General features: G+C 69.5%; 15 protein-coding genes. 8 read left to right on the top strand and 7 right to left on the bottom strand.

What is annotated here, in order from left to right; all coding sequences use genetic code 11:
* Positions 1 to 10 precede the first annotated feature (10 nt).
* The 3 genes from J8I34_RS15390 to J8I34_RS15380 are packed head-to-tail and all read left to right on the top strand — an operon-like array spanning position 11 to position 4,510.
* Positions 11 to 3,148, top strand: coding sequence for a DUF802 domain-containing protein (locus J8I34_RS15390; RefSeq protein ID WP_209806368.1), 3,138 nt, complete (start codon positions 11 to 13; stop codon positions 3,146 to 3,148).
* Positions 3,145 to 3,795, top strand: a complete 651-nt coding sequence (locus J8I34_RS15385; RefSeq protein ID WP_029047053.1) for an OmpA family protein — start codon at positions 3,145 to 3,147, stop codon at positions 3,793 to 3,795. Before J8I34_RS15390 ends, J8I34_RS15385 begins: the two co-directional genes overlap by 4 nt.
* On the top strand, positions 3,788 to 4,510 hold the full coding sequence (locus J8I34_RS15380) for a DUF2894 domain-containing protein (protein ID WP_209773610.1): 723 nt from the start codon (positions 3,788 to 3,790) through the stop codon (positions 4,508 to 4,510). Before J8I34_RS15385 ends, J8I34_RS15380 begins: the two co-directional genes overlap by 8 nt.
* Here J8I34_RS15380 and J8I34_RS15375 read toward each other — a convergent pair.
* On the bottom strand, positions 4,507 to 5,355 hold the full coding sequence (locus tag J8I34_RS15375; protein ID WP_029047051.1) for an amidohydrolase family protein: 849 nt from the start codon (positions 5,353 to 5,355) through the stop codon (positions 4,507 to 4,509). The two genes, J8I34_RS15380 and J8I34_RS15375, sit on opposite strands and share 4 nt — an antisense overlap.
* A 121-nt stretch (positions 5,356 to 5,476) precedes the next feature.
* Between J8I34_RS15375 and J8I34_RS15370 the strand changes: the two genes are divergently transcribed.
* The 3 genes from J8I34_RS15370 to J8I34_RS15360 all read left to right on the top strand — a co-directional run bounded on the left by J8I34_RS15370 (position 5,477) and on the right by J8I34_RS15360 (position 8,334).
* Entirely contained in the window at positions 5,477 to 6,226 is a 750-nt protein-coding gene (locus tag J8I34_RS15370; RefSeq protein WP_029047050.1) for a GntR family transcriptional regulator, read from the top strand.
* Between the two features lie 58 nt (positions 6,227 to 6,284).
* Positions 6,285 to 7,280: a tripartite tricarboxylate transporter substrate binding protein gene (locus J8I34_RS15365; RefSeq protein ID WP_029047049.1), complete on the top strand. Its 996-nt coding sequence runs from the start codon at positions 6,285 to 6,287 to the stop codon at positions 7,278 to 7,280.
* A 64-nt stretch (positions 7,281 to 7,344) separates the two neighbouring features.
* Positions 7,345 to 8,334: a Bug family tripartite tricarboxylate transporter substrate binding protein gene (locus tag J8I34_RS15360; protein ID WP_029047048.1), complete on the top strand. Its 990-nt coding sequence runs from the start codon at positions 7,345 to 7,347 to the stop codon at positions 8,332 to 8,334.
* A gap of 201 nt (positions 8,335 to 8,535) precedes the next feature.
* Here J8I34_RS15360 and J8I34_RS15355 read toward each other — a convergent pair whose 3' ends face one another.
* From J8I34_RS15355 to J8I34_RS15340, 4 genes are all read right to left on the bottom strand, one after another.
* Positions 8,536 to 9,522, bottom strand: coding sequence for a tripartite tricarboxylate transporter substrate binding protein (locus J8I34_RS15355; RefSeq protein WP_209806367.1), 987 nt, complete (start codon positions 9,520 to 9,522; stop codon positions 8,536 to 8,538).
* A gap of 128 nt (positions 9,523 to 9,650) precedes the next feature.
* A complete protein-coding gene (gene pyk, locus J8I34_RS15350) occupies positions 9,651 to 11,069 on the bottom strand; it encodes a pyruvate kinase (protein ID WP_209806366.1) in 1,419 nt (472 codons plus the stop codon).
* Positions 11,066 to 12,352 (bottom strand): glycerate kinase type-2 family protein, encoded by a 1,287-nt coding sequence (locus tag J8I34_RS15345; protein WP_371748080.1) that lies wholly within the window; start codon positions 12,350 to 12,352, stop codon positions 11,066 to 11,068. The genes pyk and J8I34_RS15345 overlap by 4 nt, the downstream gene beginning before the upstream one ends.
* 272 nt (positions 12,353 to 12,624) lie before the next feature.
* Positions 12,625 to 13,710, bottom strand: coding sequence for a tartrate dehydrogenase (locus J8I34_RS15340; protein WP_029047044.1), 1,086 nt, complete (start codon positions 13,708 to 13,710; stop codon positions 12,625 to 12,627).
* A 120-nt stretch (positions 13,711 to 13,830) separates the two neighbouring features.
* On the opposite strand from J8I34_RS15340, the gene J8I34_RS15335 reads away from it, so the two are divergent.
* The gene (locus J8I34_RS15335) at positions 13,831 to 14,772 is read left to right on the top strand and encodes a LysR family transcriptional regulator (RefSeq protein WP_209773601.1); all 942 of its coding nucleotides are present in this window, start codon (positions 13,831 to 13,833) and stop codon (positions 14,770 to 14,772) included.
* Positions 14,773 to 14,901: 129 nt separating this feature from the next.
* Positions 14,902 to 15,357, top strand: a complete 456-nt coding sequence (locus J8I34_RS15330; RefSeq protein ID WP_209773598.1) for a DUF3597 domain-containing protein — start codon at positions 14,902 to 14,904, stop codon at positions 15,355 to 15,357.
* A 29-nt stretch (positions 15,358 to 15,386) separates the two neighbouring features.
* Here J8I34_RS15330 and J8I34_RS15325 read toward each other — a convergent pair whose 3' ends face one another.
* Complete coding sequence (locus J8I34_RS15325) at positions 15,387 to 15,887, bottom strand: TlpA family protein disulfide reductase (protein ID WP_209773595.1); 501 nt, start codon at positions 15,885 to 15,887, stop codon at positions 15,387 to 15,389.
* A gap of 32 nt (positions 15,888 to 15,919) precedes the next feature.
* A complete protein-coding gene (locus J8I34_RS15320) occupies positions 15,920 to 17,173 on the bottom strand; it encodes a sialidase family protein (RefSeq protein WP_348635744.1) in 1,254 nt (417 codons plus the stop codon).
* Between the last annotated feature and the right edge of the window lie 4 nt (positions 17,174 to 17,177).

Raw genomic sequence — 17,177 nt, 5'->3', positions numbered from 1 at the left:
CCAGGACACCATGAACCGATACTTCTTCCATCTTGTTGTTTTCCTGGCGGGCCTGGCGGCCGTGTGCTGGATCGCAGGCGGCTATGCGGGCTCGAATGCGCTGGCGTTGTCGGTCACGCTGCTGATCGGCGCCTGCTACGTGGCCGGCGCCAATGAGCTGCTGCGCTACCGGCAGGCCACGCTGGGACTGGCGCAGGCGGTGCAGGGCCTGTCCGATTCGCCGGCAAGCCTGGATGGCTGGCTGGAGCGCCTGCCCGCAGGGCTGCGCAACGCCGTGCGCCTGCGCATCGAGGGCGAGCGCGTGGCGCTGCCTGGGCCGGCGCTGACGCCGTACCTGGTCGGCCTGCTGGTGCTGCTGGGCATGCTCGGCACGTTCCTGGGCATGGTGTCGACGCTGCGCGGCACCGGCATGGCGCTGGAAACCGCGACCGACCTGCAGGCGATCCGCGCGTCGCTGGCGGCACCGGTGAAGGGGCTGGGCTTCGCCTTCGGCACCTCGGTGGCGGGCGTGGCCACGTCGGCCATGCTGGGCCTGCTGTCGGCGCTGTGCCGGCGCGAGCGCGTGCAGGCCGCGCAGGCGCTCGATGCGCGCATCGCCACCACGCTGCGCCCCTATTCGCGCAGCCACCAGCGCGACGAGTCGTTCCGGCTGCTGCAGCGACAGGCCGATGCCATGCCGGCGCTGGTCGACCGGCTGCAAGCCATGATGGCGGCCATGGAACAACAGAACCAGGCCATGGCGGAGCGCCTGGGGGCCAGCCAGGAAGCCTTCCACGGCAAGACCGAAGCGGTCTACACCCAACTGGCCGCCTCGGTCGGGCAATCGCTGAAAGACAGCGTGGCCGACAGCGCGCGCGCCGCCGGCACGGCGATCCAGCCGGCCGTGGAAGCGACCATGGCCGGCCTGGCGCGCGAGACCGCCGCCATGCGCGACGCTGTGACGCAGTCCGTCCAGCAGCAGCTCGAAGGCATCTCGGCGCGCTTCGAGACCTCGACCACCGGCGTCGCCGGAATCTGGAACGAAGCGCTGGCCAGCCAGCAGCGCAGCAACGAAGCCCTGGCAGGCGAGCTGCGCGGCGCGCTCGACGGCTTTGCGCAGACGTTCGAGCAACGTTCGGCCGTCCTGGTCGAGCAGGTGGCGGCCCGCCTGGAAACCACCTCCGCCAGCACCGCGCAGGCGTGGACCGAGGCCCTGTCGCAGCACGCCCGCACCGGCGAGAAGCTCGCCGCCGACAACCAGCAGGCGCTGGCCGCCGCCACGGCGGTGTTCGAACAACACGCGGCGTCGCTGGTACGCACCGTGGGCCAGTCGCACGCCGACCTGCAGGCCGGCCTGGCATCGCATGACGAACAGCGCCTGGCCGCGTGGGCCGGCCAGCTCGACAGCATGACCGAGGCGCTGCGCCAGCAGTGGGATCAGGCCAACGCGCAGGCCGCAAGCCGCCAGCAGGAAATCAGCGAGACGCTGGCGCAGACAGCGCGCGAGATCGCCGCGCAGGCGCAAGCGCATGCCAGCGGCACCATCGCCGAGATCGACCGGCTGGTGCAGGCCGCCGCCGACGCGCCCAAGGCCGCCCTCGCGCTGCAGGCCGAACTGGCCGCACGCGACGAACAGCGCCTGGCCGCGTGGACGGATTCGCTCGGCGCCATGGCCACCGGCCTGCGCGAGCAATGGGATCAGGCGAGTGTGCAAGCCGCGAATCGCCAGCAGGAGATCTGCACGGCGCTGGCGCAGACCGCCAATGACATTTCCGCCCAGTCGCAGGCGCATGCCAGCGGCACCATCGCCGAGATCGAGCGGCTGGTGCAGGCCGCCGCCGACGCGCCTAAGGCCGCCCTTGCGCTGCAGGCCGAACTGAGCGCGCGCGACGAGCAACGCCTCGCCGCGTGGACCGAAGCGCTTGGCAACATGGCCACCGGCCTGCGCGAGCAATGGGATCAGGCAAGCGTGCAAGCCGCCAATCGCCAGCAGGAGATCTGCGCCGCGCTGGCGCAGACCGCCAATGACATCTCCGCCCAGTCGCAGGCCCACGCCAGCGGCACCATTGCCGAGATCGACCGCCTGGTGCAGGCTGCCGCCGACGCGCCCAAGGCCGCCCTGGCGCTGCAAACCGAACTGAGCACGCGCGACGAACAACGCCTCGCCGCCTGGACCGAATCCCTCGGCGCCATGGCCGCCACGCTGCGCCAGGAATGGCAGCAGGCCGGCGCGCAGACCGCTACCCGCCAGCAGGAAATCTGCGCAGCGCTGGCGCAGACCGCACAGGCGATTTCCGCCGAATCGCAGGCGCACGCCAGCGGCACGCTGGCCGAGATCGAGCGGCTGGTGCAGGCCGCCGCCGAGGCACCCAGGGCCGCCGCCGCGCTGCAGGCCGAACTGGCCGCGCGCGACGAACAGCGCCTGGCGGCCTGGACCAGCCACCTCGACAGCATGGCCGCCTCGCTGCGCCAGCAATGGGAACAGGCCGGCAGCCACAGCGCCAGCCGCCAGCAGGAGATCTGCGACGCCCTGGCGCAGACCGCGCGCGACATCACCGCGCAGGCCGAGGCGCACGCCAGCAGCACCATCGCCGAAGTCGCGCGCCTGCTGCAGGCATCCGCCGAAGCGCCCAGGGCCGCGGCCGAAGTCATCGCCGAACTGCGCCAGAAGCTCACCGAAGGCATGGCCCGCGACAACGCCATGCTGGAGGAACGCAGCCGCATGCTGGAAACGCTGGGCACGCTGCTCGACGCCGTGAACCACGCCTCCACCGGCCAGCGCGCAGCGGTCGACACGCTGCTCGCGACCACGTCCGAGCTGCTGGAACGCGTCGGCGGCCGCTTTACCGAGCAGGTCGAGTCCGAGGCCGGCCGCCTGGCGCAGGCCGCGGCGCAGGTCACCGGCAGCGCCGTCGAGGTGGCGAGCCTGGGCGAAGCCTTCGGCGTGGCGGTGCAAGTGTTCAGCGCGTCCAACGACAAGCTGTCCGAACAGCTGCAGCGCATCGAGGCCGCGCTCGACAAGTCGATGGCGCGCAGCGATGAGCAGCTGGCCTACTACGTGGCGCAGGCGCGCGAGGTGGTCGACCTCAGCATGCTGTCGCAGAAGCAGATCCTGGAAGACCTGCAGCAGCTGGGCGGCCGGCAGGCGCCGCGCGCAGAGGCGGCATGAAGGACGACTACATCGACGCCGGCGCCGAGGCGACGGTACCGGCCTGGGCGGTCTTTGGCGACCTGATGTCGGTGCTGCTGGGGGCGTTCGTGCTGGTGCTGCTGGGCGTCATCGGCGTGCAGCTGGAACTGTCGGCGCGGCTTGAGGACGAGGTGCGGCAGCGGCAGGAAGAGGCGCAGCGCCGCCAGACGCTGGAGCAGGCGCTGGCCGGCCCGCTCGCCGCCGGGCGCGTGACGCTGGTGAACGGCCGCATCGGCATCAGCGGCAGCGTGCTGTTTGCCCTGAACTCCGACCAGCTGCAGCCCGAGGGCCGTGAACTGCTGCGCAGCCTGGCCGCGCCGCTGTCGGCCTACCTGCGCACGCGCGACGAAATGCTGATGGTCAGCGGCTTCACCGACGACCAGCAGGTGCGCGAGGGCAACCGCCGCTTCGCCGACAACTGGGAACTGTCGGCGCAGCGCGCGCTGACCGTGACGCGCGCGCTGATCGATGCCGGCGTGCCGCCTGCGTCGCTGTTCTCGGCGGGCTTCGGCTCGCAGCAGCCGGTCACCGCCAATACCGATGCCGGGAGCCGCGCAAAGAACCGGCGCGTGGAAATCGCGCCGGTGCCGCGCGTGACCATGGGAACGGGGAAGCCTCGTGGCTGAAGACGCCGCCGCAAGCGCGCGCGCCCAGCTCGATGCCTGGCGCGGCAGCGATGCCGCAGGCGTCGACCCGGTGCGCTTCCGGCTGATCGAGGCGCTGGCGCGGCGTTCGGCCGGCCATGACGGCGCGGTACGGCAGATGCTGGATACGCGGCTGGCAGCGCTGGTCGACAGTTACCGCGAAGCGGTGGCGCAAGACGCCGAGGGGCGCCAAGCCATTGCGGCACCGGTACACGAGGCAACCGCGGAAACGGCCGGCACGCTTGCCGGTCTGGTCAGCTATATCAAGGCCAATACGCGCGCCGCGAAGATGGCTGCTGCACCGGGCGCCCCCGCACCGCGCACCCCTGCACCGCGCACCCCTGCGCCGCGCGCCGCCGCTCCGGTGCGCGCCCTGCGTCCCGAACCCGAGCCGGAGCTGGTCGACTATTTCCGCGACACCTGGTCGCGCGTCAGCGTCAGCCGCCAGTTGCGGCAGTCGCAGGCGCAGCTGCCGGGCAATGCCGGACCGCTCAATTCCGACCACCTCGTGCATCGTGCGCTGACGCTGATGCACGAGCTGTCGCCAGGCTACCTGGAGCAGTTCTTTTCGTACGTCGAGGCGATGGCGTGGCTGGAACCACTGCATCGCGGCGGCGCACCGGCCGAAAACGAAGCAGTGCGCGCCACTAGCGCAAAGAAGGCCACCCGCGCCAGGCCGCGCAAGGCGGCAGGCTAGTCCGCCGCCCCTGGCGCGATTGCAAACCCGTAGAGCGCCGCGGCATTGCGCCAGCGCAGCGCTTCATTCAGCGAAGCATCCGCCGGCGCGGTTCCGGGCCAGCGGCTGGTTTCACTGCACTCTCCCGCCCGCGCCCCGGCTTCATGATTGGTCCACGGCCAGTCACTGCCCCACAGCAGCCGGTCGGCACCGGCCACTTCCAGCCAGCGCTGCGCCAGTTCGCGCCACGCCCCTGGCGCCACCAGCCGGTATGGCGCGCTGCATTTGACCCAGACCTGCCGGCGCGCCCGCACCGCCGCGGCGACGCTGAACACCGGATCCGCCACCCCCGCGGCGCCCGGCCTGCCGAAATGGTCCAGCACCACAGCTACGCCTGACTCGCCCAGTACATCATCCAGCGCGGCCAGCACCGTGCCGCCGTCGCCGTTGTCGGTATGGAGCTCGACATGCCAGCCCAGCGTGGCAACACGCGCGAACAACGCGCGCCACGGCGCTGTGCCGATGCGCTGCCAGCCGGGATCGCGATAGAGGTTCAGCCGGATGCCGCGCACGCCGGCATCGTCCAGCTCGCGCAATGCCACATCGGATACGCCGGGATCGACTACCGCGACGCCGCGCAGCCGCGCCGGCATGGCGCGCAGCGCCCCAAGCAGCGCGGTGTTGTCGGTACCGAGGAAGCTGGTCTGCACCACCACCCCGAACGGATCGCCAAGCGCCCCGGCCAGCCGCTGCCAGTCCGGCAGCGTGGCGGCATAGGGGGGCCGATAGCGGGCGGAGGGCGCTGCCTGGCCGGCATCGAAGATATGGAAGTGGCAGTCCACCACCGGCGTTGCGGGTTGATTCATCTGTCTGCCCTGTAGGGTCTGCGGGTAACTCCGGATAGGGAAAGCAAGCCCGCGTCAGTATTCTAGTCCTCTAGAGGATATGAACAGCAATTTAGCACGGCTCCGGACGGACCGACAACCGATGGCGGACATTGACCTGCTTCAGAAAATCACCAGCGCGGCCGGCCTGAGCCGGTATGGCCAGATCGCCGCACAGCTGCAGGCGCGCATTGTTGCCGGCGACTGGCCGCCTGGCGAGGCGATACCCGCCGAAGGCGCACTGGCGAAAGAATTCGGCATCGCGCTGGGGACGATCCGGCAGGCGATCGCCGTGCTGGTGCAGGAAGGGCTGCTGGAACGCGTGCAGGGCCGGGGTACCTTTGTGCGCAAAGGGTTGACCGGTGCCAGCCTGATGCGTTTTTTCCGCTTCGGCGGCGCCGACGGCGCAACCACGGTGCCGCGCTCGGAAATCCTGTCGTGCCGCGCCGTGCGGCTGGACAAGGCCATGGCGCAGCGCTTCGAACTGCCATCCGGAGCGCGCGGCCTGGCGATCACGCGGCGCCGCTGGCTGGATGACACGCCCCGGCTGCTGGAATCGATCTGGCTGCCGCTGCCGCGTTGCGAAGCGCTGCAGCAGTTGCCGGTATGGGAATGGGGCGACCTGCTGTATCCGCTGCTCGGCAGCCAGTGCGGCATCACCGTGCACCGCGCGGTCGACGAGGTCACTTTCCGCACGCTGGCGCATGACGAGGCCGAATTGCTGGAACTGCCGGATGCGCACCCGTGCGCGGTAGTGACCCGGCAAGCCTTCGACCTGCGCGGCACCTGCATCGAATACCGGCTGACCCGGGGCGATGCCTTCGCTTTTCGCTATACCGCGGACATCCGCTAACCATCCGATACCCGATCCCCGATCCCCGATACCGATCCGCATCCGAGGAGACCGTTTCATGCATTCCATCAAGGCGATGGCCGCGGCCATTGGCGCCGCCGGCATCCTGCTGCAACTGCTGCAACCTGCACCGGCGCACGCCGCGGAGAGCGCGGCCACGTGGCCGTCGCGGCCCATCACGATCGTGGTCACGTATCCGCCGGGCGGCGGCGCCGACCTGATGGCACGGCTGATCGCGCCGGGTCTTGGCCGCGAACTCGGCCAGTCGGTGGTGGTGGAGAACCGCCCCGGCGCCGGCGGCCAGATCGGCGCTGCCTATGTCGCCAAGGCGGCGCCGGACGGCTACACGGTGATGGTCGATGCCTCTTCCTACGCCGTGAATCCCAGCCTCTACGCCAGGCTGCCCTACGATCCGGCCAAGGCATTCAAGCCCGTCGGTGTGCTGGCGCGCTATCCCAACGTGCTGGTTGCCACGGCCAGCTTCCCGGCCACCAGGGTCGGCGACGTGCTGGCGATGGCGAAGCAGAAGCCGGGCTCGGTGGCGTTTGCCTCTTCCGGCAATGGCTCGGCGCAGCACCTTGCAGGCGTGCTGTTCGAGCAGCGCGCGGGGGTGGACCTGCTGCACGTGCCGTACAAGGGCGGCGGCCCGGCCATGACCGACGTCATCGCCGGGCAAGTGCCGCTGTTCTTCGCCAACGTTGCCTCGAGCCTGCAGCACATCAAGGCCGGCAAGCTCAAGCCGCTGGCGGTCACCAGCCACCAGCGCACCAGCGCGCTGCCGGGCGTGCCGACGATGCAGGAGGCCGGCGTGCCAGGCTACGAAGTCTATGAGTGGAATGCGGCCTTCCTGCCGGCGGCCACGCCCGAACCGATCGTCGCCAAGTTTGCCGAGGCGTTGCAGAAGGTCATGCACAGCCCCGAGACGCGGCAGCGCGTGACCGAGCTGGGCGGCGAAGTGGTGGCCGCGCCGCCGGCACAGGCGCAGCAATTCATCGACGGCCAGGCCCGGCTGTGGGCCAAGGTCATCAAGGACGGCAACGTCAAGCCCGAATGAAATGGATCGCCGGCATCGCCTGCCGCGCCGCAATCACTACGACCGGATACTCACGGAGACCCGCATGAACCGCATCAACCCCACCCGCCGCCAATTGCTGCAAGCGACCGCGGCACTCGGCGCCAGCGCCCTCTTCCCCACGCTCGCCCGCGCCCAGGCGTGGCCGTCCAAGCCGGTCCGGCTGGTGGTGCCGTTCGCGCCGGGCGGCAGCTCGGAGATCGTCGCGCGCTCCACCGCGGCGGAACTGACCAAGCTGCTGGGCGTGTCGGTATTCGTGGAAAACAAGCCGGGCGCCGCCGGCAATATCGCCATGGGCGAAGTGGCGCGCGCCGAGGACAACCATACGCTGATCCTCGGCCACATCGGCACGCTGGCGGTGAATCCGTACATCTTCCCCAAGCTGCCTTACGATCCGGTCAAGGATTTCCGCCCGATCTCGCTGTTGTCCAAGGTGCCGAGCCTGTATGTGGTCCATCCCGACGTGCCGGCGAAGAACCTGAAGGAATTCGTGGCGCTGGCCAAGAGCAAGCCGGGCAAGCTCAACTACGGCTCGGCCGGCAACGGCAGCGCCGGGCACCTGGCATTCGAGTACCTGAAGGCGGCGACCGGCACCTTCATCACGCACGTGCCGTACCGCGGCAGCGGCCCGCAGATCACCGACCTGCTTTCGGGGCGGCTGGAAGCGGCCTCTGTGGGCGCGCCGGCGATCCTGCAGTTCATCAAGACCGGCAAGGTACGCTGCATCGCCACCGGCACCACGCAGCGCATCCCGCAGCTGCCGGATGTGCCGACCGTGGCCGAGCAAGGCTATCCCGGCTTCGAGATGACGCAGTGGTATGGGCTGCTTGCGCCCGCGACGCTGCCGCAATCGGCCGCGGACAAGTTGGCGGATGCGACCATCAAGGCGGTCAGGAGCCAGAGCTCGGTCGAACGGCTGAGCGCGGATGCGGCCATCGTGGTGGGCAATACGCCGGCGGAGTTTGCGCGGTTTATCGCGCAGGAGCAGCAGCGCTGGAAGCCGATCATCGCGCGGGCGCAGATCAAGCCGGATTGAGCCGTTTTGCCTTGACCAGCCAACTACGTGCTCCCTCTCCCGCTTGCGGGAGAGGGTTGGGGTGAGGGCGGGGAGTGTCGACGGCGTGATGCGGTGTCGTGCTTGGCGCAGGCCGGCCCTCTCCCCCTGCCCCTCTCCCGCACGCGGGAGAGGGGAGCAAACCGACAGTGCCTGTTCGGCCTGCTCCCGATTGCTCCGCCATCACTCGATCGTCACCTTCCCGTCCTTCACCAGCTTCGCGAACTTCACTGTCTCGTCCTGGATGCGGCGCGCGAATTCCGTCGGCGTGCTGGTCATCGGCTCGGCGCCGATGGCCTGCATGCGCTGCTGGAAATCCGGCGATTTCACGATCCTGACGATCTCGGCGTTGAGGCGTGTCACGACCGGTTCCGGCGTGGCGACCGGCGCCATCACGCCGAACCACGTGCCGATGTCGAAGCCCTTCAGGCCGGCTTCTTCCAGCGTGGGCACGTCCGGCAGCACGGTCGAGCGCTTCGCCGTGGTCACCGCCAGCGCGCGCAGCTTGCCCGACTTGATGTGCTGCAGCACAGGCGTCAGCGTGTCGAACGACATGGTCACCTGCCCGCCCAGCAGGTCGGTGGTCAGCGGGCCGCTGCCCTTGTAAGGCACGTGCAGCAGCGGCGCGCCGGTGGCGGCCTGGAACTGCGTGCCGATCAGGTGCTGCGCGGTGCCGTTGCCGTTGGAGCCGTAGGCGAACTCGGGCGAGGCCCGTTTGGCCAGCGCCACCAGTTCGCCGACATTCTTCGCCGGCGTCCTGGCGGCGTTGATCACCAGCACATTGGGCACCATCGCCACCGGGGCCACCGGCGCGAGGTCTTTCTCGAAGCTGTAGGGCAGCTTCTTGTACACGCTGGTAGCGATGGTGTGGTGCACCGCGCCCATCAGCAGCGTGTAGCCGTCCGGCTTTGTCTTGGCGACATAGTCGGCGCCGACCGTGGCGCCCGCGCCGGGTCGGTTCTCGACGATCACCGGCTGGCCGAGGCTCCTGGAAAGCTGGTCGCCCAGCGCGCGCGCCAGCACGTCGGTGGTGCCGCCCGAAGGGAACGGCACGACCAGGGTGACTGGCTTGGCCGGCCAGGCTTGCGCCATGGCGCCACCGCAGAGGGCGAGGCCGGCGGCGGCCAGGGTCAATGCCGATACTCGGCGCATAAAGTCAGTTGCACGCATGTCTTGTCTCCTGTCTGATGGTTTTTCAGCAAGCCTTCGCGGCCTGTCTGTCGGTTGCCGCTCAGCCACTAGCGCAGCTGTCACAGCGCGCTGCTGCCGGCGAAGGCCGCGGCGCAGCCCAACTCCGCTTACTGGACCTGCGCAATGCGCAGCAGGTTGGTCGTGCCCGCGACGGTAAAGGGCAGCCCGGCCGAGATCACGATCGACTGGCCGGCCTCGCCGAACTGCTCCTTGAGTACGGTGCGACTTGCCACTTCGGTCATCTCCACCACGTCGACCACTTCATGGCAGAGCACCGCGTGCACGCCCCACGCCAGCGCCAGCCGGCGCGCGGTGGCAAGCCGCGGCGTCATGCCGAGAATCGGCACCTCGGGCCGTTCGCGCGCCATGCGCAGCGCGGAATAGCCGGAGCTGGTATAGGCCACCGCCGCGGGCGCGCCCAGCAGGCTGGCCACGTGCCGCACCGCGTAGCCGATCGCGTCGGCAGCGTCGGCGCGCGGCGCCGAATGCGAGGCCTGGATGGCTTCGTGGTAGTGCGGGTCGGATTCGGTGCGGGTGATGATGCTGTCCATCATCTTCACCGCTTCCACCGGATAGCGGCCCAACGCCGATTCCGCCGACAGCATCACCGCATCGGCGCCGTCATAGATGGCGGTGGCAACGTCGGAGGCCTCGGCGCGCGTCGGCACGGGAGCGGTCACCATCGACTCCAGCATCTGCGTGGCCACGATTACCGGCTTGCCGGCCTTGCGGCAGGCCCGCACGATGCGCTTCTGCAGCGACGGCACCTGCTCGGCGGGCATTTCCACGCCGAGGTCGCCGCGCGCCACCATGACCGCGTCGGCGGCTTCGACGATCGCCTCCAGGCTCTGGATCGCGGCGGGCTTTTCCAGCTTGGCGACGATGCCGGCGCGGCCATCGACGATCCGGCGGATCTCCTCGATGTCGTCGGCGCGCTGCACGAATGACAGCGCCACCCAGTCCACGCCCAGCGACAACCCGAAATCGAGGTCGGCGCGGTCCTTCCCGGTCATGGCCGACAGCGGCAGCACCACGCCGGGGACATTGACGCCCTTGCGGTCGGACAGCGTGCCGCCGTTGACGACGATGGTCTCGGCATAGTCGGCGCCGCAGCGCTCCACGCGCAGTCGCACCCGGCCGTCATCGATCAGCAATTCGGCGCCCGGCTGCAGCGCCGCGAAGATTTCCGGATGCGGCAGGCTCACGCGCTGCGCCGTGCCCGGCACGGCCGCATCCAGATCGAGCCGGAATGCTGCCTGCGCCGCCACCTGCACCGGGCCATCGGCGAAGGTGCCGATGCGCAGCTTGGGACCCTGCAGGTCGAGCAGCACGCCGATCGGGCGGCCGCGCTGCTGCTCGATCGCGCGGATGGCGTGCAGGCGCTGCTTGTGGTCTTCATGCGAGCCATGGCTGAAGTTGAGCCGGAACACATCGGCTCCCGCATCGAACAGCTGGCCGATGGTGGCCGGGTCCGAACTGGCAGGCCCAAGCGTGGCCACGATCTTTGCGTTGCGAAGGCGTCTCATGTGTTGGCTCTGGAAGCGCGCGTCAGCACGATCGCGCGAAAGTCATTGACGTTGGTCAGCGTGGGGCCGGTCATGACCGCATCCCCCAGCGCCTCGAAGAATCCATGGCCGTCGTTGGCGGCCAGCGCATCCTGCGGGTTCAGGCCAGCGCGCCATGCGCGCTCCAGCGTGTCGGGGCCGATCACCGCGCCGGCGATCTCTTCCTGCCCGTCGACGCCGTCGGTGTCGCCGGCGATGGCATGGATGCCGGCCTCGCCGCGCAAGGCCAGCGCCAGCGACAGCAGGAACTCGACATTGCGGCCGCCCCGGCCGCTGCCGCGCACGGTGACGGTGGTCTCGCCACCGGACAGCAGCACGCACGGCGCGGCAAAGGGCTCGCCATGCTGGGCGGCGGCCAGCGCGATGCCGCCCAGCACCTTGCCGACATCGCGGGCTTCGCCCTCGATGGCGTCGCCGAGCACATGCACCGCGTAGCCGGCGTCGCGGCCCACCTGCGCGGCGGCCTGCAGTGCCAGCCGCGGCGTGGCGATCCACTCGGTGCGGATGCGCGGCAGGCGCGGGTCGCCGGGCTTGAGCGTCTCGGCCGCGTCGGACCGCAGTGCGGCCAGCACATGGCCTGGCAGATCGATGGCGTATCGCCCGATGATCGCCAGCGCATCGGCACACGTGGTCGGGTCGGGCACGGTCGGACCGGAGGCGACGTCGATGGCCTCGTCACCCGGCACGTCGGAAATCAGCAGGTTCAGCACCTGCGCGGGGTGGCACGCGGCGGCCAGCCTGCCGCCCTTGATCGCGGACAGGTGCCGGCGAACGCAGTTCATCTCGGAAATGGTCGCCCCCGACTTGAGCAGCGCGCGGTTCACCTGCTGCTTGTCGTCCAGCGTGATGCCGGCTAGCGGCAGCGGCAGCAGCGACGAGCCGCCGCCGGAGATCAGGCAGATCACGAGGTCGTCCTCGCTGAGGCCGGACACCAGTTCCAGCATGCGGCGCGAGGCGGCCAGCCCGGCATCGTCCGGCACCGGATGCGCGGCTTCGACAATCTCGATGCGCGAGCAAGGCACCGCGTAGCCGTAGCGCGTCGCCACCAGCCCTTGCAGCGGGCCCGGCCACGCGGCTTCCAGCGCCGCGGCCATGGCCGCCGAGGCCTTGCCGGCACCGATGACGATGGTGCGGCCGCGCGGCGGTGCGGGCAGGTGGCGTGCCAGCGTGCGGGCCGGCTGCGCGGCGGCGATGGCCGCGTCGAACATGCGCCGCAGCAGCACGTCGGGATCGATCGTTGGCATGGTCACGGCGCGCAGTCCGCGGGCAAACGCGGCGGGCAAATCCATGGTTGGATCATGGCTGTCTCCTGCGATTTCGGTGTTTCATCAGGCAATGCGCTCCGGCGCAGCTCTGGGCGGCTGCTTGTGGCGGAAGGTGGTGCGGGGGATACGGCGAAATGCTGACAAGGTGCGGCGATGGCTTGCCCTGCTCCCCCGCTTGCGGGAGAGCGGAGCGCTTGCCACCGCTGGCAGCTAGCGGTTGATGCGCTAGTGCATGAACCCCGCGTGCCGGCTCAGGCCGCCTTTGCCTGCTGCCCGGACAGCAGTTCGCACACGGCTTGCGTCACCTGCGCGGTGGTTGCCGTGCCACCCAGGTCGCCGGTATGCAGTTCCGGGTTGGCGGTCACCGCTTCGACCGCCTGCATCACGCGCTGCGCCGCGGCGTGCTCGCCCAGGTGCTCCAGCAGCATGACCACCGACCAGAACGTGCCGACCGGATTGGCCAGGCCCTTGCCCATGATGTCGAAGGCCGAACCGTGGATCGGCTCGAACATCGACGGGTAGCGTCGTTCGGGGTCGATATTGCCGGTCGGGGCGATGCCCAGGCTGCCGGCCAGCGCCGCGGCCAGGTCGCTGAGGATGTCGGCGTGCAGGTTGGTGGCGACGATGGTGTCGAGCGACTTCGGGCGGTTGACCATGCGCGCGGTGGCGGCATCGACCAGTTCCTTGTCCCAGGTAACGTCCGGGAAATCCTTCGCCACCTGCACCGCGACCTCGTCCCACATCACCATGGCATGGCGCTGCGCGTTGGACTTGGTGATCACCGTCAGCTGCTTGCGTGGACGCGATTGCGCCAGCTTGAAGGCAAAGCGCAGGATGCGTTCGACGCCGACGCGGGTCATCATGCTGACGTCGGTGGCGGCCTCGATCGGATGGCCCTGGTGCACGCGGCCGCCCACGCCCGAGTACTCGCCTTCCGAGTTCTCGCGCACGATCACCCAGTTCAGGTCTTCCGGCGCGCAGCGCTTGAGCGGCGCGTCGATGCCCGGCAGGATGCGGGTCGGGCGCACGTTGGCGTACTGGTCGAAGCCCTGGCAGATCTTCAGGCGCAGGCCCCACAGGGTGATGTGGTCGGGGATATGCGGGTCGCCGGCCGAGCCGAACAGGATCGCATCCTTGTCGCGCAGCGCGTCCAGGCCGTCGGCGGGCATCATCACGCCGTGCTGGCGGTAGTAGTCGCCGCCCCAGTCGAAGTCTTCGAACTCGAAGCGGAAATCGGCGCCGGCGGCGGCCAGCGCTTCCATCACCTGGCGGCCTGCGGGAACCACTTCCTTGCCGATGCCGTCGCCGGGGATGGTCGCGATGCGGTAGGTCTTCATCTCTTGTCTCCTGGGCAGAATCCGTGTTTGCGTGATGGCGTGGAACGGATTCTGGGCCGTGGACAAGGTTTTGGATCGCTTGTAGAGTTAAACCATTCTTAACCTCAGATTAAAGCTGGCATGGCATCGTCCGCAGGGATCCAGCCGTCGGAACTGGGCTTTTTCACGTCGGTGGCCACCGCCGGCAGCCTGAGCGCGGCCGCGCGCGACCTTGGCATCACAACCGCGGCGGTCAGCAAGCGGCTGGCGCAGATGGAGGCGCGCATCGGCATGCCGCTGGTCACGCGCACGACCCGGCGCATGAGCCTGACGCCCGAGGGCGAGGTCTACCTGGAGCACGCGCGGCGCATCCTGAGCGAGATCGAAGACCTGGACCAGCTGCTGACGCGCTCCAAGGGCAGGCCGAGCGGCCTGCTGCGCGTCAATGCCACGCTGGGGTTCGGCCGCATGCACGTGGCGCCGGTGATTTCAGAGTATGTCGCGGCCTATCCGGAAGTCGACGTGCAGCTGCAGCTGTCGGCGGATCCCCCGCCGCTGAACGAAGACGCGTTCGACGTCTGCATCCGCTTCGGCGAGCCGCCCGATGCGCGCATCGTGGCGCGCAAGCTGGCACCCAACCGGCGCTTGCTGTGCGCGTCGCCCAAATACCTGCGTGACCACGGCATCCCCAACACGCCAGCCGACCTGCGCCGCCACAACTGCATCGGCATCCGGCAAGGCAGCGACGCCTACGGCGTATGGCGCCTGACCGCCGGCAAGGGCGCCAAGGCGCGTACCGAGACCGTGCGCGTGCGCGGCAACCTGACCACCAACGACGGCGAGATCGCGGTCAACTGGGCGCTGGAGGGCCATGGCATCCTGATGCGGGCCGAATGGGATATCGAACGCTTTCTGCGCAGCGGCCGGCTGGTGCAGGTGCTGCCGCAGTACGCCACGCCGGAGGCCGACATCTATGCGGTCTACCACCAGCGGCACCAGCTGTCGTCGCGGATCCGGCTGTTCGTTGAGTTCATGGCGGCCAAGTTCAGCGAGTTCGGCGAGCCGGCGAACATGCCGGCATGACTGTCGCTGCATGCAGCATTTACAACCCGGCGCGGCCTGGTGTGCCGAAATCAAGGGTTGCACGGATGGTGCGTTTCCTGCATGGCGCTGTTCTCCCACGTCTGCTATCCAAACCGACAGGAGGCCACCATGAGCATCTTCAAGGACATCCTCAACAAGCTGCTGGGACGAGCCAAGCCGGCAGCCACGGCGAGTGCGACGCCTGCAGGAGGCACGCCGACCTCCGCGGGTGCGGCCCCGCCACCGTCTGGCGCGTCACCCGCTGCAACGGGCGGCACCGCCCCCGCGGCCAGCGCCGGCCAGGCCACGGCCAAACCCGCGCCGCTGTCGGGCGTCGACGTCGAATCGATCATGGACAACCTGGTCAGGGAGAGCGGGCAGACGCTGAACTGGCGCACGTCCATCGTCGACGCGATGAAGGCGCTTGGCATCGACAGCAGCCTGGAGCACCGCAAGGAACTGGCGCGCGAGCTGCACTACAGCGGCGACATGAACGATTCCGCGGGGATGAATATCTGGCTGCACAAGCGCCTGATGCAGGAGCTTGCGGCCAACGGCGGCAAGCTCCCGGCGGATCTGTCGTAAGAAAAGCGTGGAAAGGCTCGGCGACTGCCCTAGCCGCCGATGCCGGCCCAGCGCAGGTGCTTGTCCCAGTCGGCGTCGCTGATCACGCCGGACACGCCCTGCCGCTGGCCGTCGGCGCGATAGAAATACGTGCGCGGCATCTCGCCCATCCAGTCGGGATCGACCGCGTAGCGCAGCCGCTCCTGCGGCTCGTTGCCAGACATCCACGCATTGCGCGTCAGGTTGACGCGCTTGAGCACCTGCTGCACCTGCGGCAGCGCATCGGCCCGGTCCATGGCCAGCGTGACCACGCGCAGGCTGCGATGCCTTGCCTGCAGCGTGCCGATGGCTTCGAAATTGCGCTTGCAGTAGACGCAGTCGAGCGACCACACCACCAGCACGAAGGGCTTGCCTTGCTGGGTGGCGCTGAGTTGCGCGGCATTGGCGGATTCGAAGACCGATACGCGTTCGGCCGCGTGCGCCATGCCGGCGACGCCGAGCGCGATCGCGGCGCCCGCCAGCGCGGCGACGAGTTTGCGACGTAACGACATAGCCCCGGTCATACCCCCGGTCATACCCCCGGTCATGCGCCCTCCTGCGCCAGCGGGAAGACCTGGAAGCCTTCGGCCTCGGTGCGCCACAGCACGTAGGCGCGGCCGCCGTGCTGCAGCAGGTGCGGCTGGTCCGAATCGCGCGCGGTGCCGGCGACCTGCCGCGTCTGCCAGGTCTTGCCGCCGTCCTGCGACAGCATCGCCGACAGCCGCGTCTGCTGGCCGTCGAACGATTTCCACGCCACCACGATGTGCTTGTCGTCGAGCGCGACGATATCGGCATGCTGCGCGCGCGGGTCGTCCAGCGGACGCTGCGCCTGCAGCTTGCCGTCCCTGAAGCGGCCCACCGATACCGTGGGCTTGCCTGCCTTCACGTTGAACCAGACCATGTGCAGCGTGCCGTCGGGCGTCACCGCGGCGCCCGGCCCGTGGTGCGGGCAGGCGTCGATGCGCCAGTCGTCGAAGGTAGCGCGCTGCATCGGCGCGGGCGTGCCGTCGGCCCCGAGCAGTGCCACCGCGTGGTCGCGCGCGTTGGGCGGGAACACGTGGCGCCACAGCGCCAGCACCTTGCCGTCCGGCGTCGGCGCGAGCGCGATGCGGCAGCATTCGCACGACTGGTCGGCGATCTTGTAGTCCCCCTGGAAACTCTTGCCGTGATCGGCTGACACCGCGTAGTAGATCGCAGCGCCGGCATAGGGCTGCTTGCGCGCCTCGGCGGCGGTCACGTCGCGCTTGTCGATCCAGCTGACGAAGACGCGGCCGGCCGCGTCCACCGCGATCGCGTCGAAGCGGTGCGCGATCTGGTCGCGGTTGGCATGCACCGTCACCGGCGCGGCAAAAGTCTTGCCGCCGTCGGTGGAGCGCGCGAAGCGGATAAAGCCGGTATAGGGCCTGGCCAGCGGCTGGGTCCAGGTGATGTAGATCTCGCCGTCGCGCCCCGCCGCTACCTTCGGCCGGCTGTCGTGATCGGCCGCGACGGGCTCGGGCACGCGGTTGACGTGCCGCACCGGCCCGAAGCTGCGGCCCTGGTCGGTGGACTCGCGCACCGCCACGTGCTGGCCATCCTTGTAGGCAATCCACAAACGGCCATCGCGATCGAAGGCGGCGCCGGTGCCGAGTTCGCTCATCGCCTTCGGGGCCGGGCTCTGCGCACCGTGGCCGGCATGGCTGCCATGCCCGCTGTGAGACTGCGCCATCGCGGCGAACGCCGTGCAGGCGATCACGCCCGCGGCAAGGATTCGGAAGCTGCGGCGCGCGCGCTGCATGGTCAGGGTATGGCTGGTCACTGCA

The sequence above is a fragment of the Cupriavidus phytohabitans genome, assembly GCF_017815025.1.
In the GTDB taxonomy this organism is placed as follows: domain Bacteria; phylum Pseudomonadota; class Gammaproteobacteria; order Burkholderiales; family Burkholderiaceae; genus Cupriavidus.
This window is presented reverse-complemented; position numbering and strand designations above follow the sequence as displayed.